The 22,561-nt window shown below is 44.3% G+C and carries 24 protein-coding genes and 1 tRNA gene; 22 read left to right on the forward strand and 3 right to left on the reverse strand.

Translation table 11 applies throughout. The features are described from left to right. The 13 genes from SPSPH_RS08160 to SPSPH_RS08220 all read left to right on the forward strand — a co-directional run bounded on the left by SPSPH_RS08160 (position 1) and on the right by SPSPH_RS08220 (position 12,407). Positions 1-693 carry a DUF881 domain-containing protein gene (locus SPSPH_RS08160; protein WP_075754911.1) on the forward strand — a complete coding sequence of 231 codons (693 nt, stop codon included), beginning with the start codon at positions 1-3 and terminating at the stop codon, positions 691-693. Between the two features lies 1 nt (position 694). Continuing rightward, the gene (locus SPSPH_RS08165; protein ID WP_075754913.1) at positions 695-1,024 is read left to right on the forward strand and encodes a small basic family protein; all 330 of its coding nucleotides are present in this window, start codon (positions 695-697) and stop codon (positions 1,022-1,024) included. A 159-nt stretch (positions 1,025-1,183) separates the two neighbouring features. Continuing rightward, positions 1,184-2,377, forward strand: coding sequence for a cell division protein FtsA (gene ftsA / locus SPSPH_RS08170; RefSeq protein ID WP_075754915.1), 1,194 nt, complete (start codon positions 1,184-1,186; stop codon positions 2,375-2,377). A 27-nt stretch (positions 2,378-2,404) separates the two neighbouring features. Continuing rightward, positions 2,405-3,454 carry a cell division protein FtsZ gene (ftsZ, locus tag SPSPH_RS08175; RefSeq protein WP_075754917.1) on the forward strand — a complete coding sequence of 350 codons (1,050 nt, stop codon included), beginning with the start codon at positions 2,405-2,407 and terminating at the stop codon, positions 3,452-3,454. A 191-nt stretch (positions 3,455-3,645) separates the two neighbouring features. Next, on the forward strand, positions 3,646-4,566 hold the full coding sequence (locus SPSPH_RS08180) for a sigma-E processing peptidase SpoIIGA (RefSeq protein WP_075754919.1): 921 nt from the start codon (positions 3,646-3,648) through the stop codon (positions 4,564-4,566). Beyond that, positions 4,557-5,294, forward strand: a complete 738-nt coding sequence (sigE, locus tag SPSPH_RS08185) for an RNA polymerase sporulation sigma factor SigE (RefSeq protein WP_075754921.1) — start codon at positions 4,557-4,559, stop codon at positions 5,292-5,294. Before SPSPH_RS08180 ends, sigE begins: the two co-directional genes overlap by 10 nt. A gap of 135 nt (positions 5,295-5,429) precedes the next feature. Continuing rightward, positions 5,430-6,203: an RNA polymerase sporulation sigma factor SigG gene (sigG, locus tag SPSPH_RS08190; protein ID WP_075754923.1), complete on the forward strand. Its 774-nt coding sequence runs from the start codon at positions 5,430-5,432 to the stop codon at positions 6,201-6,203. 30 nt (positions 6,204-6,233) lie between these two features. Beyond that, a complete protein-coding gene (spoIIR, locus tag SPSPH_RS08195) occupies positions 6,234-6,845 on the forward strand; it encodes a stage II sporulation protein R (protein WP_075754925.1) in 612 nt (203 codons plus the stop codon). Positions 6,846-6,925: 80 nt separating this feature from the next. Beyond that, positions 6,926-7,183 (forward strand): YlmC/YmxH family sporulation protein, encoded by a 258-nt coding sequence (locus SPSPH_RS08200; RefSeq protein WP_075754927.1) that lies wholly within the window; start codon positions 6,926-6,928, stop codon positions 7,181-7,183. 283 nt (positions 7,184-7,466) lie between these two features. Next, positions 7,467-7,931 (forward strand): transcriptional regulator NrdR, encoded by a 465-nt coding sequence (gene nrdR / locus SPSPH_RS08205; RefSeq protein WP_075754929.1) that lies wholly within the window; start codon positions 7,467-7,469, stop codon positions 7,929-7,931. A 27-nt stretch (positions 7,932-7,958) separates the two neighbouring features. Further along, positions 7,959-9,965: an anaerobic ribonucleoside-triphosphate reductase gene (gene nrdD, locus SPSPH_RS08210; RefSeq protein ID WP_422397033.1), complete on the forward strand. Its 2,007-nt coding sequence runs from the start codon at positions 7,959-7,961 to the stop codon at positions 9,963-9,965. 101 nt (positions 9,966-10,066) lie between these two features. Then, positions 10,067-10,603 carry an anaerobic ribonucleoside-triphosphate reductase activating protein gene (gene nrdG, locus SPSPH_RS08215; RefSeq protein WP_075754933.1) on the forward strand — a complete coding sequence of 179 codons (537 nt, stop codon included), beginning with the start codon at positions 10,067-10,069 and terminating at the stop codon, positions 10,601-10,603. Positions 10,604-10,676: 73 nt separating this feature from the next. Beyond that, the gene (locus SPSPH_RS08220) at positions 10,677-12,407 is read left to right on the forward strand and encodes a TIGR03960 family B12-binding radical SAM protein (protein ID WP_075756022.1); all 1,731 of its coding nucleotides are present in this window, start codon (positions 10,677-10,679) and stop codon (positions 12,405-12,407) included. 734 nt (positions 12,408-13,141) lie between these two features. Here the strand turns inward: SPSPH_RS08220 and SPSPH_RS08225 are convergent. Continuing rightward, positions 13,142-13,218 (reverse strand) — tRNA-Pro (locus SPSPH_RS08225). 60 nt (positions 13,219-13,278) lie between these two features. Between SPSPH_RS08225 and SPSPH_RS08230 the strand changes: the two genes are divergently transcribed. From SPSPH_RS08230 to SPSPH_RS08245, 4 genes are all read left to right on the forward strand, one after another. Further along, a complete protein-coding gene (locus SPSPH_RS08230; protein ID WP_158027056.1) occupies positions 13,279-14,100 on the forward strand; it encodes an NlpC/P60 family protein in 822 nt (273 codons plus the stop codon). A gap of 295 nt (positions 14,101-14,395) precedes the next feature. Continuing rightward, on the forward strand, positions 14,396-14,968 hold the full coding sequence (gene rsmD, locus SPSPH_RS08235) for a 16S rRNA (guanine(966)-N(2))-methyltransferase RsmD (RefSeq protein WP_075754939.1): 573 nt from the start codon (positions 14,396-14,398) through the stop codon (positions 14,966-14,968). 34 nt (positions 14,969-15,002) lie between these two features. Beyond that, positions 15,003-15,488, forward strand: a complete 486-nt coding sequence (gene coaD / locus SPSPH_RS08240; protein ID WP_075754941.1) for a pantetheine-phosphate adenylyltransferase — start codon at positions 15,003-15,005, stop codon at positions 15,486-15,488. A gap of 25 nt (positions 15,489-15,513) precedes the next feature. Beyond that, entirely contained in the window at positions 15,514-15,975 is a 462-nt protein-coding gene (locus tag SPSPH_RS08245; protein WP_075754943.1) for an ATPase, read from the forward strand. A gap of 91 nt (positions 15,976-16,066) precedes the next feature. On the opposite strand, the gene ylbJ is transcribed toward SPSPH_RS08245, so the two are convergent. Continuing rightward, complete coding sequence (ylbJ, locus tag SPSPH_RS08250; RefSeq protein ID WP_075754945.1) at positions 16,067-17,317, reverse strand: sporulation integral membrane protein YlbJ; 1,251 nt, start codon at positions 17,315-17,317, stop codon at positions 16,067-16,069. A 108-nt stretch (positions 17,318-17,425) separates the two neighbouring features. Between ylbJ and SPSPH_RS08255 the strand changes: the two genes are divergently transcribed. Continuing rightward, the gene (locus SPSPH_RS08255; protein ID WP_233138748.1) at positions 17,426-18,256 is read left to right on the forward strand and encodes a patatin-like phospholipase family protein; all 831 of its coding nucleotides are present in this window, start codon (positions 17,426-17,428) and stop codon (positions 18,254-18,256) included. Here SPSPH_RS08255 and SPSPH_RS08260 read toward each other — a convergent pair. Continuing rightward, positions 18,192-19,445 (reverse strand): nucleotidyltransferase, encoded by a 1,254-nt coding sequence (locus tag SPSPH_RS08260; RefSeq protein ID WP_075754949.1) that lies wholly within the window; start codon positions 19,443-19,445, stop codon positions 18,192-18,194. The genes SPSPH_RS08255 and SPSPH_RS08260 overlap by 65 nt on opposite strands. A gap of 272 nt (positions 19,446-19,717) precedes the next feature. Between SPSPH_RS08260 and SPSPH_RS08265 the strand changes: the two genes are divergently transcribed. The 4 genes from SPSPH_RS08265 (at position 19,718) to fapR (ending at position 22,555) form a co-directional block, all read left to right on the forward strand. Then, complete coding sequence (locus SPSPH_RS08265; protein WP_075754951.1) at positions 19,718-20,920, forward strand: acetate/propionate family kinase; 1,203 nt, start codon at positions 19,718-19,720, stop codon at positions 20,918-20,920. Between the two features lie 191 nt (positions 20,921-21,111). Beyond that, entirely contained in the window at positions 21,112-21,630 is a 519-nt protein-coding gene (locus SPSPH_RS08270) for a YceD family protein (RefSeq protein ID WP_083945453.1), read from the forward strand. A 42-nt stretch (positions 21,631-21,672) separates the two neighbouring features. Next, a complete protein-coding gene (rpmF, locus tag SPSPH_RS08275) occupies positions 21,673-21,849 on the forward strand; it encodes a 50S ribosomal protein L32 (RefSeq protein WP_021167506.1) in 177 nt (58 codons plus the stop codon). A 136-nt stretch (positions 21,850-21,985) separates the two neighbouring features. Further along, the gene (gene fapR / locus SPSPH_RS08280) at positions 21,986-22,555 is read left to right on the forward strand and encodes a transcription factor FapR (protein ID WP_075754955.1); all 570 of its coding nucleotides are present in this window, start codon (positions 21,986-21,988) and stop codon (positions 22,553-22,555) included. Positions 22,556-22,561: the final 6 nt, after the last annotated feature.

The following is a 22,561-nucleotide window of genomic DNA, read 5'->3' on the forward strand; positions in this document are numbered from 1 at the left end:
TTGTTACCTATTAAGCAGGGGCAATTTGCCATTGCCTTGGTCTGTGTAGTGCTGGGTATTATGCTGGCGGTACAATATCGTACCACTGAGGATATTAAATCAAGTATTCCCTATCAAAGGGTAGAGGATTTATCCCAACGGCTGAACCAGACTGAAAAGGAACGGGATGAGCTGGCTAAGCAGGTTCAGGATTTAAAACGCACTTCAGGTGTTGAAGTTGCATCCAAGGAATTTGACCGGGTAAGGATGGGCGCCGGTGTAGTAGCCGTAGAAGGTCCGGGAATTATTGTAACAATTGATGATAGCAAACGGCCGTCCAAACCGGGGGAAAACCCTAACCTGTATCTTATTCATGATGATGATATCTTAAAAGTCATTAACGAATTATGGGCGGCAGGTGCTGAGGCTATTTCTATTAATGAGCAGCGGCTCATTGCCAGCTCGGAAATTCGCTGTGCCGGTCCAACTTTATCGGTGAATAACTCCCGTTATTCGCCACCTTATGATGTGCGGGCTATCGGAGAACCCACAACATTGGAAAATGCACTGAAAATGCGCGGCGGTGTTATTGAAACCTTGCAATTCTGGGGTATTCAAGTGACAATTAAAAAGCAAGAGGCAGTAGTGGTCCCGGCATATAAAGGCGCTTTCCGGTTTGAGTTTGCCAAGCCGGCTAAGGAAGGTGAGCAGTAATATGGTCTTGCCGATTATTGGACTTATTATAGGTATTCTTATTGGTATCTCTTTCCCGATTACTGTACCGCTTGAATATGCAAAATTTATGTCGGTAGCTTTGTTGGCTTCGTTAGACTCGGTATTTGGCGGCCTTAGAGCCGGAATTGAATACAAATTTGACAATACGGTATTTATAACCGGCTTTTTCACCAATGCGCTTATGGCTGCCGGCTTAGTTTATATTGGTGAGCGCCTGGGGATTGATTTATATTATGTTGCACTATTGGCTTTTGGTTTACGGATTTTTCAAAACCTGGCTATCATTCGCCGGTATTTTCTTAAGAAATAAATTCTCCGGAGCTTCAGGCCGTCTGTTAGTGGTTCGGTCTTGAAGCTCTAGTTGTTACTGCCTTAAAAAAAGCGAGTATTTTTCCGGAAAAAAAAAGGGAAAATGCTACTTTTGTTGAAACTATTGGGAAGAAACATAATACTGTGCTGCGAGGGATTTATGAACAAAAAAAACATATTAGCTATTGATGTCGGCACAGGCATGGTCAAAGTATTTGCCGGAAAACTACAAGCCGATGGCAGTGTAGCAATTGTCGGCAGTGGGACTGCCCCGACAGCAGGATATGCCAGGGGAGTCATTACGGATATAAATGCTTTGGCTTATTCTATAAGACAAGCAGTAGATTGTGTTATTATGGCGGCTGACACCCAAGCTGCCGGTGGTGTTTATTTGGGGCTCAGTGGTTCAACACTTGTTACGCAAAATAGTATTGGCAGCGTTGCGCCGTCAACACCTGGAACGGTAACCCGTTTGGATGTTGAGCGTGCCTGCAAAGCGGCCATGTTTTCGGTTGCCCAGGATGATGCCGACATTTTGCATGTGTTTCCTGCCAAAGAATCGGCAGTCCTGCCAGGGACCGCCTTAGAAGTAGAAGCCCATATCATATCAGCTCCTCAAGCCATTATCCAGGAGCTCCGAGAGGCACTTGCCGGGAAGGGAATCCAGTTGAATGGTATTGTCGCTGGCAGTGTTATCGCAGCCGAAACTATGAAAAATGAGCTGCCGGCGCGGCCAGGCAACTTTATCTTTATCGATATGGGTGCCGGTACTTCTGAACTTGTTATTTATGTCGGTGGCAACCTTTGTTACTCGGCTTCGTTACCGTTAGGCGGTGATTACATAACTAGTGATTTAATGCAGGGAATAGGCGTCAGCCAAGCCCACGCGGAGGAAATCAAACGCTACTATTCCCGGCTGTCTCCTGATTTGCGTAACCAGGGAATAGTGCTTGATTGCAATGATTATGGAACGACTGACAAACATGTTCACTTTGACTTTTTATATGATATTATTGAAAGCAGAGTAGATGAAATTGTTACTTTGATGTACGATTATCTTAAGCCGTTAATGGACAAGTATCTGCCTGGCTCAGAACAGACCTTTGAACGTATTTATTTGACTGGTGGTTCAGGGGCGACGCCTAGTATGGCAGCTTGTGTAGCTAAAGTTTTTCAGCTTGATACCGAAGTGGTGAAACCAGACCGGCTGGCTGCTGAATATGTACATCCGTCCAATACTGTGTGTTATGGCATTATAAGCCATGGTACACGGATTGTTGCAAACGAGCCGGAGGCTGGTCAGAGCGCGTGGGGTGTATTTATTGATAAAGCAAAGAAACTATTGAAAATTTGATAGATGTTAAGGGAGGAAAACTTTGTAATGTTGGAATTTGACATGGACTTAGACCAGTTTGCTTCTATAAAAGTTATCGGTGTAGGCGGTGGCGGCAATAATGCGGTTAATCGCATGATTGGTGCCGGATTGCAGGGCGTGGAATTTATTACTGTTAATACCGATGCTCAGGCGCTCATTGGTTCTGAAGCCGCTTATCGGATTCAGATCGGGGAAAAGTTAACAAAAGGTTTAGGGGCAGGCGCTAATCCGGATATTGGTGAAAAAGCGGCGCAAGAAAGCCGCGAGGATATCATTAAGGTTCTTAAAGGTTCCGATATGGTGTTTATTACCGCCGGCATGGGTGGTGGTACGGGTACTGGCGCAGCGCCGGTGGTAGCCGAATGTGCCAAAGAGGTCGGAGCTTTAACGGTTGGGGTTGTTACCAAACCATTTACTTTTGAAGGACGTAAACGTCAACTCCAAGCCGAACGGGGAATTGCCAAGCTTAAGGAAAAAGTAGATACGTTAATTACCATTCCTAATGACCGTTTGCTCCAGGTAGTTGATAAACGAACTTCTATTATGGATGCTTTCAAAATTGTTGATGACGTGCTGCGGCAGGGTGTACAAGGAATTTCTGATCTGATTGCTGTGCCTGCGTTAATTAATCTTGACTTTGCCGATGTTAAGACGATTATGAGTGACGCTGGTTCAGCACTCATGGGTATTGGTTTTGGCACAGGCGACAACAGGTCCATTGCGGCTGTTGAAGCAGCTATCAGAAGCCCGCTGTTAGAGATGTCGATTGATGGTGCTAAAGGTGTATTGCTCAACTTCACCGGCGGTCCCAATACTACACTGTTTGAAGTCAATGAAGCTGCCGATATTATTGCCAAAGCTGCTGATCCGGAAGCTACCATTATCTTCGGTGCTACCATTGATGAGATGTTTGAAGATCAAGTACGGGTAACTGTTATTGCTACCGGTTTTGATCCTAAGCCACTCCTGAAACACAGTGAAGGAAAAGAAGGAACTCCGGTTATTGAACCATTTAAAGGGCGGGACTTAGATATCCCCGCCTGGATGCGTCGCTAAAAAGATAGTAGGAAAATTAAACCCGGCTCAATCTGAGCCGGGTTTTTTGTGTCTGTTTTTGCAGTTAATTTCTGGCAAAAACAGACACTCTTTTACTTAGCTGCTTGTTATAATTGGAATAGCAATTAGGTTCAGCGCATATAGTGTAGAGTGTTACAGCTTATAAAATTCCAGCCGGGAAGGTATGTCCAGTGTATATTTATGCTGATGTAGTATTGATTGTTAATTGTATCATGAATAGCGTTATTCTGGTCTTAACAGCGCATGCGGCAGGCATTTCTTATAGCTGGAAACGCCTGTTGCCGGCCGCCCTCTTTGGGGGAGTTTATGCTTTGAGTGGAATTTTTCCGGAGCTGGCGGTATTGTACAGTATTCCGGGAAAGTTGCTGATGTCTGTAGTGCTTGTCTTGCTGGCTTTTGGTTACAGGACGGTCAGGACAACATTGGTCCTTGTCGGTGCCTTCTTTATTGTCTCCTTCATTTTGGGCGGAGCTACCTTAGGTTGGCTATACTTTATTCAAACAGAAGCACCCCAGCAGGCAGGCAATTATCTTGATATGTCCTGGAGCAGCTTAGCTGCAGGCAGTGTCATAGCCGTCATGCTTGTTACGCTTATTGCCAGAAGACTGATGGGGAAAATGATTCGCCGGCGAAATTTCTATCAAGTGCGGATTGAATATAATGGACAGAACAAAGATGTCACCGGCATGCTGGATACCGGGAATAACTTATATTCACTGCTGGGGAACAAGCCGGTAGTCCTGCTATGCTGGCAGTCGGCAATTCAGTTGCTAGGCTCACAGGCAGCCGGTTATTTAACTTCTACCAGTCCGGCGGCCTGGTTGTCAAATCTTCACGAATGTCAGGATGCAGCTTGGCTGGCAAGAGTGGAAGTTATTCCTTGTCAATCTGTCGGTGGAAAAAATATGCTGCTTGGTTTTAGACCGGACGGTATTAGTGTGAGGACTGAGGATGGCTTGGCATATACGACCGAGGTGCTTATTGGCCTTTATGACGGTGTATTTGCCAGTGATCGCCCTTATGAGGCACTTTTGCACCCGGCGCTTATAACCGGAGCACATATCACAAAGGAGGTGAGTGTATGCGCATAACCTGGCCAATAGTTAAACTATATATCAGGCTTAAAATTATATCATTGCTGCAAGCCATCGGTTGGCTCAAGCCTGATGAGGTATTTTATGTAGGCAGCGCAGAAATTTTACCGCCACCGTTATCAAGTGATGAAGAGATATTTTTGCTTAATCGGTTACAAAAAGGGGATAAATCGGTTAAGAGTGTTTTTATTGAGCGAAATCTCCGGCTGGTTGTCTATATTGCCCGCAAATTTGAAAATACCGGCGTCAGTGTGGAAGATTTGGTTAGTATCGGCACGATCGGACTGATTAAGGCAGTGAATACTTTTGATCCTGTCAAGAAAATCAAACTGGCGACCTATGCTTCGCGTTGTATTGAGAATGAAATCTTAATGTACCTGCGTCGTAATAGTAAAACCCGGGCAGAGGTATCTTTTGATGAGCCGCTTAATATCGATTGGGATGGTAATGAACTGTTGCTTTCAGATGTGCTGGGAACCGAGAATGACATAATTTATAAGTCGGTCGAAGAAGAGGTTGATAAAACCCTGCTGTATACGGCGATGAATAAATTATCCGGACGGGAACGGCGAATTATGGAACTTAGGTTTGGTCTTAATGATGATGGCAATGAACGTACGCAAAAAGAAGTGGCCGATATGCTGGGGATTTCGCAATCATATATATCAAGACTGGAAAAGAGAATCATCAAGAGGCTGCGCAAAGAAATTATCCGCATGGAGTGAGTCCAGCGGATAATTTTTTTTTGCGTGTGCGCGTGTCTTTATGGGCATATAAGTATAAAACCTCCAAGCCATGGCAATAATGCTTGTGTGAGTAAGTTGTTTTAGTAGCTTAGGGAAACTGGGGAGGTAAACAACATGATTGTCAATAAAGTTGAGATATGTGGTGTAAATACAGCAAAGCTCCCGGTGCTTTCTGCCACTAAAATGCGCGAGCTGTTCGAAATAATGCAAGGCGGCGAGAGAGCCGCTCGTGAACAGCTAATCTATAGTAATCTGCGGCTGGTGCTTAGCGTAATTCAGCGATTCAACAACCGGGGCGAATATGTTGATGATTTATTCCAAGTTGGTTGTATCGGGTTAATGAAAGCCATTGACAACTTCGATTTATCGCAGAATGTTAAGTTCTCTACCTACGCGGTGCCGATGATTATTGGGGAAATCCGGCGTTATTTGCGAGATAATAATCCCATTAGAGTAAGCCGTTCGATGCGGGATATTGCCTACAAGGCGCTGCAAGTGCGCGATTCGCTGGTTAGCCGGTTTTCACGGGAGCCCTCCATTAGTGAGATTGCCAATGAGCTTAAAGTGCCAAGGGAAGAAATAATTTTTGCCCTTGATGCCATCCAAGAGCCCATTTCTTTGTTTGAACCCATCTATCATGATGGTGGTGACCCGATATTTGTGATGGATCAAATCAGCGACGACAAAAATCTGGATTTAAGCTGGCTTGAAGGTGTGGCTATTAAAGAGGCGCTGCGCAAACTGAGCGAGCGGGAAAAACATATTCTAACCTTACGATTCTTTGAAGGAAAAACTCAAATGGAAGTAGCCGAGGAAATCGGTATTTCCCAAGCCCAAGTGTCCCGTTTAGAAAAAGCAGCCTTAGGGCATATGCGCAAATATATTTAGGTTCTGCTGTGTGGGAGGCAATAGATAGTTATGAGGAGAAAACAAATAGTTAGCTTTAAAATCGTATTATTGGCAGTATTATTTTGTTTTGTTGCCGGTGGCTGGGCGTTGCTTTTTTATCAGCACGAGCGAGGTGTCGCACTGCCTAATCGGGGTGATTATGTGAGACTGCATATCTTAGCCAATAGTGACAGTATTGAAGATCAGCAGATCAAGCTAAAAGTTCGTGATGCGGTGGTTGCGTATATAACCCCTTATGTTAAAGATGTTGGCGATGCTAAAGCAGCTGAAAATATTATTACCAGCCACAAACAAGAGATTATCACACTGGCAAGAAAAACACTGCTGGACAACGGCGCCGATTATCCGGTTACCGTACAACTGGGAACTTTTGCATTTCCTGTACGCTCCTATGGCAATCTGGTATTGCCTGCCGGCGATTATCAAGCTGTTCGTATTCTTTTAGGGCAGGCGGCAGGTCAAAACTGGTGGTGTGTATTATTTCCGCCACTGTGCTTTATTGATGGTGCTAACAAGGCCCTGGCCCCGCTGTCCTCGGCAAAAGAAACGGTTGGGCAGCAAGGCAGCGCAGCGCCTGTTCCCGAAGTCCGCTGGAAAATTGTTGAATTCTTTAATAAATAAATATTTCAACACACATTTATCCCTTGTCCTTCATATAATTATTGTAGAATGTAAAGGTATGGGACGGAGGAGGGGGATAGATGTTAAAGACCAGCGATTTGAAATTAAAAGAAGTTATAAACGTAATTGATGGTAAACGGTTAGGTAATATTACAGATATAGAAATTGATGTTGAAACCGGGAGGCTTACCGCGATTGTTGTACCAGGAGTAGGCAAATTTTTAGGCCTATTCGGTCGCAATGAAGATGTGGTTATTCCTTGGGATAAAATTAATAAAATCGGAATGGACGTAATTTTAGTGGAAGCAGGTAGTTTTGGTGAGCTCAAACACGGCTGATAAAGCAAACACGGCTTACACCGAGCCTGTGGCGACGGTGGAATCGATGTTGATCCTGCTCTGCTCTTATGCTTTTAAGACCGCTATACTTTCTTTCTGTTAGGATAAAAAATCTCTAACCTGGTTATAGGTTAGAGATTTTTTTGCAATATTTTTCCCTCGAGCAGGAAAAACACAATATATGGCGTATATTTAATTTATAAGATACAATATATAGTATTGTGACCTGCGAAGCTATAAATATTATAGCACATTTTGCGGAGTAATCAAGGAGTGGATACATTTGCGCTGTCCATTTTGCGGAGTGATTGACAGCAAGGTTGTTGATTCAAGAGCTGCTGATGAAGGGAACTCTATTCGCCGACGCAGAGAGTGCTCGGTTTGCGTCCGCCGTTTTACCACTTATGAAGTGGTTGAGGAAATACCGTTGATGGTTATAAAAAAAGATGGTCGTCGGGAACGGTTTGACCGGGGCAAGCTATTAAACGGACTATTGCGGGCGTGCGAAAAACGGCCAGTACCTATTGATACTATTGAGAGAGCTGTTAGTAAGGTAGAGAAAGACATTTATAATCATTCTGAGCGGGAGGTGTCTACCCGCCAGATTGGTGAGTCTGTGATGCAGCATCTCAAAGAGCTTGATCAGGTGGCTTATGTACGATTTGCTTCCGTATATCGCCAATTTGCTGATATTAATAACTTTGTGCAGGAACTTGAACTCCTAATGAAAACACAGCATAAGGAGTAAATTGAATATGGGGGAAGAGTCATGTTTATTAAAATAAAGAAACGGGACGGACGGGAAGCCGCTTTTGATGAAAGCAAAATAACGGAAGCTATTTATAAAGCTGCCAAGGCCGTGGGGGGAGCTGACCGGCAATTAGCTTTGGAGCTCACTCTTGAAGTGTTAAAGTTTTTAAAACAGAAATATAATGGCGGCGTATTTGGTGTGGAAGAGGTGCAAGATGCGGTTGAGAAGATTTTGATTGAGACAGGCCATGCTAAGACCGCTAAAGCCTACATTTTGCACCGGGACAAGCGTACCCGCCTGCGTGAAGCCAAGTCAGACCTTATGGATGCAGTTGGCGAAATTTTGGTGGAAACCAGTCGTGAAAACGCCAATGTATCTAATTCGCCATCAGCCAAGATGCTGCAAATCGCCAGTGCAGCCAGTAAGGCTTTTTATTTAAACCGGCTGATTCCGGAAAAGTTTGCTCAGGCTCATGTTAAAGGGGATTATCATATTCATGATCTGGACTTTTACGGAAAAACTTTGACTTGTGTGCAAATACCCTTAGGAAAGTTACTTCATAGTGGTTTTAACAATGGTCATGGTTTTATTCGTCAGCCTAAACGCCCGGCCTCAGCCACGGCGCTGGCGGCAATTATTTTGCAGAGCTCGCAAAATGACATGCATGGTGGCCAGTCGTTTGCTTTTTTTGACCATGATATGGCTGCTTTTATGGAAAAAGCCAGCAATGAAGAAGTATACCAGGCAATGGAAGCGCTGATTTATAATTTAAACAGCATGCATTCACGGGCAGGTGCCCAAGTGCCTTTTTCCAGTCTTAACATAGGTACCGATACTTCACCGGCCGGGCGGGCCGTAATTAAAAATTTGCTGTTAGCCTATGAAAAAGGCTTAGGACGTGGTGAAAATCCCATCTTCCCCAATATTATCTTCCGCCTGCAAGAAGGAGTTAACTTTAATCCCGGCGATCCCAACTATGATTTATTTAAACTGGCGATCCGCGTTGCTGCCCAGCGCCTTAACCCTACCTTCAGTTTCATGGATTCCACCTTTAACAAGCCTTATGGGAATCAAGTGGGCTACATGGGCTGCCGTACCAGAGTAATGTCCAATCGCTGCGGTCCAGAGGTAACTGACGGGCGAGGCAACTTAAGCTTTACTACCATAAATTTACCGCGCCTGGCTATTAAAGCTGAACGAAATTTTATGAAGTTTTATGAGAGTCTGGCAGAACTTATTGATTTGACTTGTGAACAGTTATACCACCGTTTTCAGGTTCAGGCTCAACTAAAGGTTCGGGATATGCCGTTTCTAATGGGGCAAGGCCTTTATCTTGATTCAGATAAACTGAAAGCTAATGATTATATTGAAGATGTTATTAAAAATGGTACCCTGTCAGTTGGTTTTATTGGTTTGGCTGAGGCGCTGACTGCTTTAAATGGTTATCATCATGGAGAAAATGAAGAGGCCCAAATTATGGGTGAAGAGATTGTGGCCTTTATGCGTGATAAGCTTGACCGGGCAGCTGAGCATTACGATCTGAATTATACGTTATTAGCCACGCCGGCTGAAGGTTTGTCCGGGCGGTTTGTCAAGATGGATCTCCGGGAGTATGGTATTATTCCTGGGGTTACAGATAAAGAATATTACACGAATTCATTCCATATTCCTGTTAACTACCCGATCAGTGTTTTTGATAAAATTCGCATTGAAGGTGTGTATCACAAATATGCCAATGCCGGGCATATTAGTTATGTAGAATTTGCTGCGCCGCCTGTCAATAACCTGGGCGCTTTAGAAGAGATTATCCGCTATATGGGCAAATGTGATTTCGGATATGCCGGCTTTAATTTTCCGGTGGATTTTTGTGAAGGCTGCGGCCATCTTGGCGTAATTGACACCGAAGAATGTCCCTCTTGCGGCACTACCAGTGTTCGCCGGGTTCGCCGCATTACCGGTTATCTGAGTACGGTGGACCGGTTTAATGATGCTAAGTTGAACGAATTAAACCAAAGAGTGCGGCATATTTAAGGATGTTCGCTTGCTGTCGCTCGGAACTAAGCGATTCGCACAAATTTCTGCGTCGCTCTCGCTCCTAGAAATCTGGCTCACTGCTTAAAGAAGGTGAATACATGGAAATTCGTATTGCCGGAATCACTGAAGAAAGTATTATGGATGGTCCGGGGTTGCGGTTGGTGATTTTTACGCAAGGCTGCCCGCACCGCTGCCCGGGTTGCCATAATGAAGATACGCATGATGTAAATGGCGGCTATCCTATTGCTGTGGAAGATCTTTTTAATCATATTAAACAACTCGCTGCCCGTAACAAGTTGTTACAGGGAGTAACCTTTTCGGGTGGCGAACCATTTCTTCAGCCAAGGCCTTTGGCCCATCTGGCCAAACGGCTAAAAGCCCAGGGGCTGGATATTGTTACTTACAGTGGCTTTACTTTTGAGCAATTGACGGCCATGGCGGTAAAACGGAAAAGTATTGGGCAATTGCTTAAGTATACTGATCTTTTGGTTGACGGATTATATCGTGAGGCCGAACGGGATTTAGGCTTAGCCTTTAGGGGTTCCCGCAATCAACGCCTGATTGATATCAAAGCAACTCTGGCTGCTAACAAGGTAATACTCTGGGAGGATGCGGCAAAAAAACTTTGGGCGTAAAATTTAATGTATACTATTGTAATGTTATTAACAATAACTATTATAAGAGACATTACAGGTGGATGTGATTACTGTGACATGGCAATTAAAAGAGCGCTTGCAGAAAATAGTAGCAACTGAGCAGGGAACCATGAAATATGCGCCTGGGGCCCGTTCTCCCATGGCGCTTGTTTATCCGAATACCTACCATGTTGGGATGTCCAATCTTGGCTTGCATATCATTTACGAGCAAATAAACAGCCGGGGCGATACTGCCTGTGAACGGCTGTTTTTGCCTGATAAAAAAACCTTTGATGAATATATCCGGACAAACACACCGCTGTTAACTTTAGAAAATCAGCTGCCTTTATATGAATTTCCGCTCATTTCGTTTGCTGTTTCTTTTGAAATGGATTATTTCAATCTGCTTGCCATATTGGCAGCCGGTAAGGTTCCATTATTGGCTGCCGACAGGCAAGAGGGAGAGCCGCTGGTTATTATCGGAGGTCCGTGCGCTACTTTTAACCCGGAACCATTGGCTGACTTTGTTGATGCCTGTATTATTGGTGAAGGTGAAGAAGTAATTCAGGAGTTTTTAGATTGCTATTATGATAGCCGTAAGTGCGGATTGGTACGCGAGGAATTATTATTACGCCTGGCGCAAATTGAAGGCGTATATGTGCCGCGTTTTTACCAACCCAGATATAATGAGGCCGGGCTTATTGAGCGGTATGAGCGGCATGAAGCTGCGCCTGTCAGGGTAAACCGCCGCTATGTTAAAGATTTGGGCAGATATTCCGGGCAAACGGTTATTGTTACTGCTGATACAGAATTTAAAGATATGTATCTGATTGAAGTTGCCAGAGGCTGTGGCCGGCATTGCCGGTTTTGTATGGCAGGCTATTGTTTCCGTAATCCGCGGGTGCGGTCACTGACACAAATTGCTGAAGGTGTGGACAAGGCTAAAGCGTTTCGCGCCAAAGTCGGTTTAATGGGGGCGGCAATTTCCGACTATCCTGAAATTGATAAGTTGTGCCAGTTGATTTTAGCTCAGGGGTTGACCCTGTCGGTTGCCTCACTGAGGGCTGACTCATTGACCGCTCCGCTGGTAGAGGCTTTGGCTGTCAGTGGCCATAGAACCATTACCTTGGCCCCGGAAGCCGGCAGTGAACGGATGCGTAAAATAATTAATAAGCAGATTAGCAACGAGCATATCTTCCAGGCAGTCAAGGCGGCGGTAACCGCCGGTATTCCTCATGTGAGGCTGTATATTATGGTTGGTTTGCCGGAGGAACAGGAACAGGACATAGAAGCTATTGTTGAAATGGCAGAGCAGATTAAGCTGTACATGGAATCTTTAGGCTGCAACGGCATGCTGACACTGAGTATTAACCCGTTTATTCCCAAACCGTTTACCCCCTTTCAGTGGTTGCCTATGGCTGCGATGTCAGAAGTTGCGGCTAAACTAAAATATATTCAAACTGCATTAAAGAAGCGGAAGGGAATTGAGACGCTGATTGAACAGCCTAAAGAAGCCTATATCCAAAGTGTGCTGGCGCGGGGTGACCGCAGGCTGGGACAAGTCTTGCTTGCCGCTGTGACTAAGGGTGGAGTGAAAGCCTGGAGGACGGCGCTAAAGACATATAATGTCGATGAAGATTTTTATTTGTACCGTTTTCGCGACGAAGCGGAAGTTTTGCCATGGGACAACTTGCATATGGGTTTTCCTATGTCCTATTTATTGACAGAGTATCGCCAAGCTCAGGCAGAGAAATACACCTTGCCATGCAGTGCGGGGTGTAAAAGATGCGGTATATGCAAATGATAAATGGAGACTTGACTCAGATAGGGTTTTAACCCCATCTGAAAGCTATGCTTTCTGTTGGGACAAAAAACCGAAGCCATCGGCTTCGGTTAATTTTTTAATCATTTTGATTAGCATTAATGCTTTGGCTTGCGAAGCTGTGTACCATCTATAATATCGATTACTGTAAAGAATAAGAAGAAGCCACAGATAACCTTTACCACGAACTTCAGACTGCCTAACACCGCAGCAAAAATGTACCATTCCCTCACTAACGGAGTAATGAGGAGCAAAATTATTAAGATCAATGATGATAAGAGAAATAATTGAGTAGCAGGATAATTTTTAAGCATGTGCTTCATCCTCCCTTTCTTATTCTTTCTCCTATTTTCATTATATTCTGTATTTTCTTTTTTGTCCATTCTGTTTATCTATTAATTTCATGAGATAACGAAAGTGGTTTAGCTGACGATTCAGAAGGAAAATAGTACCGCGAGCGGCAATGCAGCCCCTGGGGCTGCAGCAGGGCTTTTACATCGGTCAGCGTTCCTGGCAGGTGGCAGTTTTATATTTGCAGCATAGTATATACGGGGAAATAACGGCAAACTAAAAAAACAAACATCTTGTAAATAATAACAAGATGTTTGTATATGCATCAGCATATTCATTTGTGACCTTCTGTTAATAGAAGGCTTTAGTGATGCTCTGGTGTTGCCTTATCAAGCTTCGGGATGCCTGATATTACTGGATCTAACTGGTCGGGGCGACAGGATTCGAACCTGCGGCCTCTTAGTCCCGAACCAAGCGCGCTACCAAACTGCGCCACGCCCCGGCTCACAGTTACTAATTCTACCACGTGCATAATACTATGTCAACAGTCAGGGTCAGGTTTTTGAAGAAAATTTTGATATATCAGGTTTATGAGTCTTTAGTCCCAAAGGACTTTTCATACCAAGTGTCGAAATGTAAGAAAAAAATGGAAAAGTGCGGAGGTATGTGTTTGAATTTAGTTAAAACGATTTTTTTGGTTCTTAGCTGTGCCTTCTTTTTGCTGGCGGCACCCGGCAATATTGCTCAGGCGTCTGGCCAGGATCTACCTGTTTTACAACAAGGTGACACCAATGATGCCATTTATACGCTGCAGGCAGAATTAAAAAAGATAGGTTTCTATCAATACAATGTTGACGGTAATTTTGGTTCGCTTACGAAGCTGGCAGTTATGCAATTTCAACAGACTGTCGGTATTGAGGACGATGGTGTGGTTGGTTCGGAAACCTGGTTGGCGCTGCAAAATTATTTAGGGAATAATCATGCAGCAAGCCGCGGTCAGTTTGGCCGAAACACCGGACAGCAAATTGCTGGTTTGGCTCAGCAATTTTTAGGAGTTCCCTATGTATGGGCTGGTTCAGCCCCAACCGGATTTGATTGTTCCGGTTTTGTTTACTATATATACAGTCGTTACGGTATTTCCCTGCCGAGAATGGCGGACGAACAATATAATATTGGTCACCGTGTACCGCTAAACGCCATTCAGCCCGGTGACTTAGTTTTTTACAGCACCTATATTCCGGGTCCTTCTCATGTCGGTATATATGTGGGTAATGGTCAATTTATTCATGCTAGTTCCGGTGCCGGCGAGGTAACCTTAACAGCTATGTCTAAGCCCTATTATCAGGCAAGATTTTTAGGAGCTTTCCGTGTAGTAAATAAATGAGAGTGAAGAATAGCCGGATATCTCCGGTTATTTTTTTGTTTGCCCGGAGTGAAGGCGGGAATAATACTAATATATATTTCGCGTTAAACCATCTGGCAGTCGCAGGCGGATGGTGCATTGACAACGCTCCACCACTGACGCTTTTGCCAATACATTACCCGCCTGCAAAAATAGTTAGCACGTTATATATATAAGAAAAACATGTAAAATATTTTTTAGCAAAAAGTGTTATACGGGTTTAAATGTGCTAAAATATCTATGGTAAACTGAATTTTAGCCACAAATTGAGGTAGATATGCGGATTATAACCGGAATTGCAAAAGGGACCAGGCTCAAAGCACCAAAAGGTCTTGATGTGCGTCCCACTGCGGATCGAGTCAAAGAATCAGTATTTAATATTATTATTAACTTAGAATTGCCAACTGCTGAGGATGCGGTAGCTGGTGCCCATGTGCTGGATTTGTTTGCCGGCACAGGCAATCTGGGGTTAGAAGCTCTTAGCCGCGGGGCAGCGCATGCGCTGTTTATCGATCATAGTCAGCATAGTCTTGCGGCTATAAAAGACAATATTCATACGGCAAAATTGAGTGAAAAGACCGAAATCTGGCGGGGTGACTCGGTCAAGGCAATTGATAAGTTAAGTCAGCTGGGTCGGACATTCAGGCTTATATTTATAGATCCTCCTTATAACCAGGGACTTGTTTCTGCTGTGCTTCTCAAGCTTGATACAACCGGTGTTGCAGAAGCTGGGGGACTCATTGTTGTTGAACATTCCAAACATGAACCGATAACTACTCAATGGCAGTATCTCAAGTTAATTCGTACCGAGCGCTATGGAGAAACAGTCGTAACTTTTTTGATGCGTTAATACGCGACACTAATTTGCTACAGGAGGAGCCAATATGCGGATAGGAGTTTGCCCAGGCAGTTTTGATCCGGTTAGTAACGGGCATCTGGATATTTTTCTGCGATCCAGCAAAATGTTTGATTTAGTGATTGCCGCGGTTTTTCATAATCCTAATAAAAAGCCGCTGTTTACCATGGAAGAACGGGTAGATATGCTAACCTTGGCGACACAAGGTATACCCAACATTAAAGTAGATAGCTTTTCCGGCCTTTTAAACGACTATGTACGGCGTCAGAACAGTACCTTTATTGTCAGGGGCTTACGGGCGCTGAGTGACTTTGAATATGAATTTCAACGGGCACTGCTCATCAAGAAAATCGATCCCGATATGGAAACGATTTTTATGATGACCAGTAGCGATTATTCGTTCATTAGTTCAAGCGGCATTAAGGAGTTAGCGAGATTTGGCGGACCAATTACAGGATTGGTTCCTGCATGCTTAGAAGAAAAAATAGTAAAAAGAATTCGTGAAAAAAGCTAGATTTGTTATGGGAAGGGAGAAAACTATGACTATTGAGAAATTGCTTGATGACATGGAGAACCTGCTGGTTGAGGCCGCCCGCGTACCTTTTACTAATAAAAGAGTCATCGAAGAAGATGATTTGGCCAAATTTTTAGATGACCTGCGTGAACTGATGCCGAAAGAGCTTGATGAAGCTAAACATATTATTGCTGAGCGGCAGCGTATTCTTGATGAGGCACAGAAAGAAGCGCAAAGTATTGTGGAACAGGCTAAAACCTATTGTATTAAGCTTACCGATGAGAACCTGATAAATAAACAGGCGCAGGAGCAGGCTAATGAACTTGTTATGCAGGCCCGCAAAACCGCTAAAGACTTACAGTCCGATGCGGTCAGCTACGCTGATGAAGTATTTAAGCATGTGTTGGTTCATCTGGAAAGAACACTTGAAGTAGTTCAGCAAGGCCATCGCGAGTTACAACAAAACAAAAAAAGCCAGGATAAATAAAGTGGCATGGCGATGCCGGATTTTTAACTGCGTTGCTTTTAATGTAGAAGAATATTTTTCTTACAGACAAAGAAGAAAGGAGCTATGCTCCTTATCTTTTTACATACCCATATATTTCTCTACAGAGGTGAACAGCGATCGATAGTGCTATCATAATGCTCAGCAATATTCCGATCTGATAGGTAGTTTGTTCGATTCTGGTCAGCCATAAGCTCCAGGTATTGCTTTGAGCAATATTCATCGATACCGGCAGGACCAATAGTTTGGTAAACTGCTCTCCCGGGCCGAGCAATAACACGGTAATCCCGGCAGCCAGCACAGCGTGCAGCAACCGGCCTACCATGTACGGAATCATACGTATACCTGACTCGATAACAATACTGGCTACCTGGCCATGAACCGAAAGGCCGCTCCAGGCGATGATCGCACTGACGATAACAACCTTTTGATCGAGTGGGGCAACAGCTTGGCTGGCAGCCAATGTACCCAGATCAATTTCCAGCAAGCCGCTTACCAATGCCGGGGCTAAGCTGGCGCTGTAACCGATGACTCCGAGCATTGCGGCAAACATGGCTGTAAGGATATCGGTAATACCGACAATGGTCATAATACGGATAAATACCGAGAAAACAATGATAAAGCCGCCAATCAGCAGGATGGTATTCATCGAAGATTTGACCGCATCACCAAGCAATTGGCCGGGTGAGCGCTTATCTTCCTGTCTGGCATTATACAAAGCCCGAAATGCACGAATAATGATATTGCCGCGTACTACCGGACCCTCCTGGGTGTAATTATCCCGGTCCCGTCCGTGAAACCTGAAGATTATTCCCACAAAAAAACTGGATATGTAGTGGGCCAAGGCAATGGTAGCACCTAATTCGGGCATACCAAACATACCTACAGCTACTGCGCCCACCATAAACAGCGGATCGGCCGTATTAGTGAAGGAGAGCAGCCGCTCAGCCTCGACGGCACTACATAATTGATTCTTGCGAAATTTGCAGGTGATTACAGCATCCATTGGGTAGCCGGAAGCAAGACCCATGGACATGGCAAAGGCTCCGACACCGGGAACATTGAATATCGGCCTCATCAGGGGTTCGAGTAGCACGCCGATGAAATGAACAACTCCAAGCCCCATAAGTATTTCTGATAAAATGAAAAAAGGCAGCAGGGCAGGAAAAACAACATTCCACCATAAATTTAAACCCATAATAGCTGAATCAAAGGCATCTTTGGGATATGTCACCATAGCGATAGTTACAAATACCGTACAAAAGGCCATGCAATAGGCCAATAATCGTGAACGATAACGCTTGCCACTGCCCCAAATCCGCATATACTAATCTCCTCCTCCAAGCCGTGCGGTTTGATAATATATATATTGACAAGGCAGAGGTAATATAACTAAAATACGGTGCAAATACTGCGTAGTTGTATTGGAGGGATGATGATGCCGCCCAAAATAGGTCTGGCTCTGGGGTCAGGCGGGCTGAGGGGGATTGCTCATATTGGCGTTCTTAAAGTGTTGGAAAAGTATAATATTCCTGTAGATTATATTGCCGGCTGTAGTATTGGCAGTCTGATAGGTGCTTTGTACACGGCCGGGCTTGATCCTGAAACCATGTTTAAGCTGGCCAAAAATCTAAAAAAGCGTCACTGGCTGGATTTTGTTATACCACAGATGGGGATGGTTTCCGGTGAACGGGCGCTGGCAACTATCCGACTCTTAACAAAACAAAAAACCTTTGCCGAGCTAAAAACTCCTTTGGCAGTTGTAGCAACAGAGCTAAATAGCGGGAGGGAAGTTGTTTTTACCGAGGGTGATGTTGCCCAAGCCGTGAGGGCTAGTATTTCTGTGCCGGGTGTCTTTATTCCTTTTACCATCGATGGTAAATTATTTGTCGACGGTGCTGTTATAAATCCTACTCCGATAGACACTGTCCGGAATATGGGGGCCGATGTTGTTATCGCTGTTGACTTGGCTCATGCAGGTACGATAACCAATATCAGCAATATGTTTGACGTAATTATTCAATCTATCGATATCATGGAAAGGGAATTGTGCAAGCATCGCCAGCATCATTGCGATGTGCTTATTCAGCCAGATGTGGGCAGCTTTTCGCCCAGCTCTTTCGAGACGATGGATGAATGTGCACTGGCTGGTGAAGTTGCCGCCGAGTCGGTTATTCCGGAAATCAAAAAAATATTGGCTAGTCTGCAATGTACAGAGGAGAAGTCTGATAATCCTGATTGCCTGCCCGCCACACAGGATTAGGAAATCCTAAGGCATATATGTCTGTTGCGCTAATATCACAGGCTAACATAGCTTGCAGCGGCGATAGGCTGCCAGGCTGTTGTTGTTTGCTGGTAAGATAATGCGCAGTTTTTGTTATTAGCGGTATTGTGGCATGCTGGGAAATTTCTTTGAGTAAGCGGCGTCCATTGTTGTTAAATGCCAATATACGGGCATATAAGGGGCCTGACTGGTCAAATTGTGCCAGTTGGTCTTTAGTGGTTTCTAACAGTGCATGGATTATGATTCTTTGCAGGCGGGTTATAGTGTAGCGTTTACTTTTGCTATGTGCCAATAGTTCCTGGACAGTAGTGGCTTTGAAGGCAGCCTGGTTTATTTTATTATGGAGACCTTCTGTGATGTCAGGTAATCCGGCCAGCGCATCCAGGCGCATGGCTCTGATTTTGGCTAAAATAATATTGCTAAAGTCTGCTAAGGTTACAGGGGCCTTTCCTGCATTGATCAATTCGTTAATTTGCCGGGCGCAGCTAGGGGGGAGTGCTTGCCAGGCCGTACTGCCGGGAGACAATGCACCTTTTTGGAGAATGGCTGCCCTGATAGCTGTAGCGCTGGCAATAGGAGAAGTAATCAGGCTATCATGGTAATCGGCAGCAAGACGCTTAAGCGGCAAAGGGACAAGCTGGGGAGCATAGGTATTAATTGCCCGTACATATTCAATTGCCAAGAGATTATTAGGGGATTGAAACAGACCTGCATCAACGCTTGCTCTTGCCGATACGGCTGCTGCAAGGCTGGCAGCATATGTCTGACCGGTTTTCATTTGTTCACGCATTGCAGTAATGACGGCCGGTTGGTTTAACGCGTTTGCGGCTGCCAGCAGCTTTGCCATATCCGGCATTTCCGCACCAAAGCAGACATGGCTGACAACTCCCAAATGATTAAGCAGCCGAATGCCGCCGGTTGCAAAGTATTGGGCACTGCGTACCGAAAACACTACCGGGAGTTCAACAATCAAATCGACACCAGCCTTAACAGCCATGGCAGCTCGTGACCATTTATCAGTCATGGCCGGTTCACCCCGTTGTGTAAAATTGCCGCTCATGACCCCGATCGCAAATGGTGCGCCTGAAATTCGTTTGGCTTCGTTTAGATGCCATAAATGACCATTGTGGAAGGGATTGTATTCTACAATCAGACCGACTGCTTTCATTACATATCACCCTGTTTCCTCGTATATTGTTTTATTATAGCATCTACAGCTGCATTACTGCAGCTAAACGTCGCCGCAGAGTGCCAATGACGGCATACGGCAAAAAACTTTCCAGATTTTATGCATTTGTGAAATTTTTTATTAAATAAGTTTTCCTGATGAAGGGAAACTAAGGCAGGCGTCGAAAACATAAAAATTGGTTAGTGAAATGAGTTAGCTCATAAATAGTGTCTGACAGAAAAACCATACCCAATAATAAGGAGGATTTTGTTGTGAAAGTTTTAGTTGTCAATTGTGGAAGCTCCTCAATTAAGTACCAGTTGGTTAATATGAATGATGAGTCGGTTTTGGCCAAAGGTTTGGTGGAGCGTATTGGTCTTGATGGCTCGATATTAACTCATCAGCCGGAAGGCAAAGACAAAGTAGTAATCAATGCCGATATCAAGAACCATAGCATTGGAATTAAGCTGGTTATCGAGGCTCTTACCGATGCAAAGCATGGTGTAATCACTGATATGAAAGAAATCGCGGCCGTTGGACACCGGGTTGTACACGGCGGTGAAAAATTTGCTGATTCTGTGTTGATTACTCCGGCGGTAATGGATGCTTTGGAAGAATGCATTGAAATGGCACCATTGCATAACCCACCTAACATTATGGGGATAAATGCTTGTGCCGAGATCATGCCAGGTGTTCCTCAGGTAGCTGTTTTTGATACTGCTTTTCACCAAACAATGCCTAAACATGCATTTCTTTATGCTTTACCTTATGAAGCCTATGAGAAATACGGCATTAGACGCTATGGCTTCCATGGTACTTCCCATAAATATGTTTCACAACAGGCTGCAGACCTCATGGGCGAATCGATAACCAATCTGCGTATTATTACCTGTCATTTAGGAAACGGTGCCAGCATCGCCGCTGTTAAGCATGGTAAATGCATTGATACCAGCATGGGCTTCACACCGCTTGAGGGTCTGGTAATGGGTACCCGCTGCGGCGGCATTGATCCTGCTATTATTCCTTTCTTAATGAAGAAAGAAGGCATGACCGCCGAACAAATCGACAGCTATCTTAATAAAAAATCCGGTGTACTTGGGGTTTCCGGCGTATCAAGTGATTTCCGTGATATTGAAAATGCTGCTAATTCCGGCAATGACCGTTCTGAACTGGCGCTCGAAATGTTTGCTTACAGAGTGCGTAATTTCATTGGTTCCTATACTGCCGCTATGGGTGGTGTTGATGCTATTGTGTTCACTGCCGGTCTTGGTGAAAACTCTATCTCTATGCGCGAAAAAATCTGTACCGGCCTGGAATTCCTTGGCACCAAAATTGACCCTGTCAAGAATAACGTTCGCGGCAAAGCGCAAGAAATCAGTGTTGATGGCGCTCAAGTTAAGATTTTTGTTATCCCGACCAACGAAGAACTTGTTATCGCCCGGGATACCAAAACAATTTGCAGCAAACTTGCATAACCACCATACAACCTTCGCATGATAGGCAGGGGACATTTTGTTCCCTGCTTTTCTTATCCTAGCCGCAAGGCTAACTTTTTGTCAGGGCAACATCGGCTTCTACCTTCGTTGGCGCTCGTTACAAGCCGTGTTTTCTTTATTTCTTGACAAAGTTTCAGGGGGTCGATATAATAGATGAAGGTTGGTGGAAAATGATGAAAATTAACATAGCACAGTTAAAAAAAGAGCTTGGGGGTACCCAAACTTTTTCTTTCCAAACTTCGGTTGACGAACTTGCCCTTAACCAGCGGGAAGAAGCCTGGACTGATAATGTCCTGGTTGACGGTGTGGTTACCAATAAGGGAACCTATTACGAAGTAACCGGTACCATCCATGCTACCCTGAAGGAATCCTGCAGCCGGTGCCTGGAATCTGTGGTTAGCGTACTTACCATCCCTTTTAGTGAAAAAATCAGGGAAACCGGTCTGGAAGAAACAGGCGAAGATTCCGAGTTTGAATTTAGCTGTTTTACTGGTGATGAAATGGAGATCACTGACTTAATTCGTGAGAATATTTTGTTGGCCAAGCCGTTGAAACCAGTGTGCAGTGAGAACTGTCGTGGTCTATGTCCCGAGTGCGGGGCCAACCTAAACATAAGCACCTGCGGCTGTAATCCGATTAAAATCGATCCAAGGCTTGCGGTTTTAGAAAAACTCTTGTCCAAGGACTAAGGTTATGCAGGTTGGCCAATTTTGTTAAGGAGGTGGAAACAAATGGCAGTACCTAAGCGTAAAATGTCTAAAGCTCGCCGTGATAAGCGTCGTGCTAATTGGAAACTTACTATTCCAGGTTTAGTTGAATGTCCTCAATGTCACGAAAAGAAAATGCCTCACCGTGTGTGTCCTGAATGTGGTCATTATAATGGTAAAGTTGTGGTTCAAGCAGAATAAAAAAATAAGCAGTGAGCAAGATAAAAGGCAATTAAATTTATCTTGCTCACTTTTTTACTTGCAATGTTGGTAGCAAGTAGCTATAATTAATACTATCAATTGGTATTATAAGTTGCTGATAAAATTAGGTGATGTTATGGCTCGGGTCCAAAAAAAAATACGCCAGGAGAAATTAAAAGAGAAGTTGTTAACAACACCTTTTCTTACTGATGAAGAACTGGCAGCCTATTTGAAAGTTAGCGTGCAAACCATTCGGCTTGACCGGCTGGAACTTGGTATACCCGAGCTTAGGGAACGTACCAAGCAGATGGCCGAGGAAGCCCAGAACAAGCTTAAGACCATTGCCAGTGCGGATGTTATTGGTGATCTGATTGACCTGGAGTTAGGGAAGTCAGGAATATCGCTGATGACAGTAACGCCGGAAATGGTATTTGAGAAAACAAAAGTTGCACGGGGGCATTATATCTTCGCTCAGGCGAATTCTTTGGCGTTGGCAATTATTGATGCGCCCTTGGCTGTAACCGGGGTTGCGAATATCAAATATAAGATTGCCGTGCGTGAAGGGGAAAAATTGGTAGCCAAAGCAGAGAATATTAAAAAAAGAGGCAATAAATATTTTATTTGGGTAAAAACTAGAAATGATAGCCAAGAAGTATTTCGTGCTAAATTTATTATGGTTTCCATGGATACTGATTTGCCTAAATAACAAAGT

The organism is Sporomusa sphaeroides DSM 2875 (assembly GCF_001941975.2).
GTDB classification, from domain to species: domain Bacteria; phylum Bacillota; class Negativicutes; order Sporomusales; family Sporomusaceae; genus Sporomusa; species Sporomusa sphaeroides.

Coding starts and splice junctions, on each gene's coding strand:
- nrdG (WP_075754933.1), top strand. CDS start 10,067: ATGGAAATTCGTATTGCCGGAATCACTGAAGAAAGTATTATGGATGGT.
- SPSPH_RS08245 (WP_075754943.1), top strand. CDS start 15,514: ATGACTATTGAGAAATTGCTTGATGACATGGAGAACCTGCTGGTTGAG.
- sigE (WP_075754921.1), top strand. CDS start 4,557: ATGCGCATAACCTGGCCAATAGTTAAACTATATATCAGGCTTAAAATT.
- rsmD (WP_075754939.1), top strand. CDS start 14,396: ATGCGGATTATAACCGGAATTGCAAAAGGGACCAGGCTCAAAGCACCA.
- SPSPH_RS08255 (WP_233138748.1), top strand. CDS start 17,426: ATGATGATGCCGCCCAAAATAGGTCTGGCTCTGGGGTCAGGCGGGCTG.
- SPSPH_RS08260 (WP_075754949.1), bottom strand. CDS start 19,445: ATGAAAGCAGTCGGTCTGATTGTAGAATACAATCCCTTCCACAATGGT.
- spoIIR (WP_075754925.1), top strand. CDS start 6,234: ATGAGGAGAAAACAAATAGTTAGCTTTAAAATCGTATTATTGGCAGTA.
- sigG (WP_075754923.1), top strand. CDS start 5,430: ATGATTGTCAATAAAGTTGAGATATGTGGTGTAAATACAGCAAAGCTC.
- SPSPH_RS08200 (WP_075754927.1), top strand. CDS start 6,926: ATGTTAAAGACCAGCGATTTGAAATTAAAAGAAGTTATAAACGTAATT.
- ftsA (WP_075754915.1), top strand. CDS start 1,184: ATGAACAAAAAAAACATATTAGCTATTGATGTCGGCACAGGCATGGTC.
- rpmF (WP_021167506.1), top strand. CDS start 21,673: ATGGCAGTACCTAAGCGTAAAATGTCTAAAGCTCGCCGTGATAAGCGT.
- ftsZ (WP_075754917.1), top strand. CDS start 2,405: ATGTTGGAATTTGACATGGACTTAGACCAGTTTGCTTCTATAAAAGTT.
- SPSPH_RS08270 (WP_083945453.1), top strand. CDS start 21,112: ATGATGAAAATTAACATAGCACAGTTAAAAAAAGAGCTTGGGGGTACC.
- fapR (WP_075754955.1), top strand. CDS start 21,986: ATGGCTCGGGTCCAAAAAAAAATACGCCAGGAGAAATTAAAAGAGAAG.
- SPSPH_RS08165 (WP_075754913.1), top strand. CDS start 695: ATGGTCTTGCCGATTATTGGACTTATTATAGGTATTCTTATTGGTATC.
- coaD (WP_075754941.1), top strand. CDS start 15,003: ATGCGGATAGGAGTTTGCCCAGGCAGTTTTGATCCGGTTAGTAACGGG.
- ylbJ (WP_075754945.1), bottom strand. CDS start 17,317: ATGCGGATTTGGGGCAGTGGCAAGCGTTATCGTTCACGATTATTGGCC.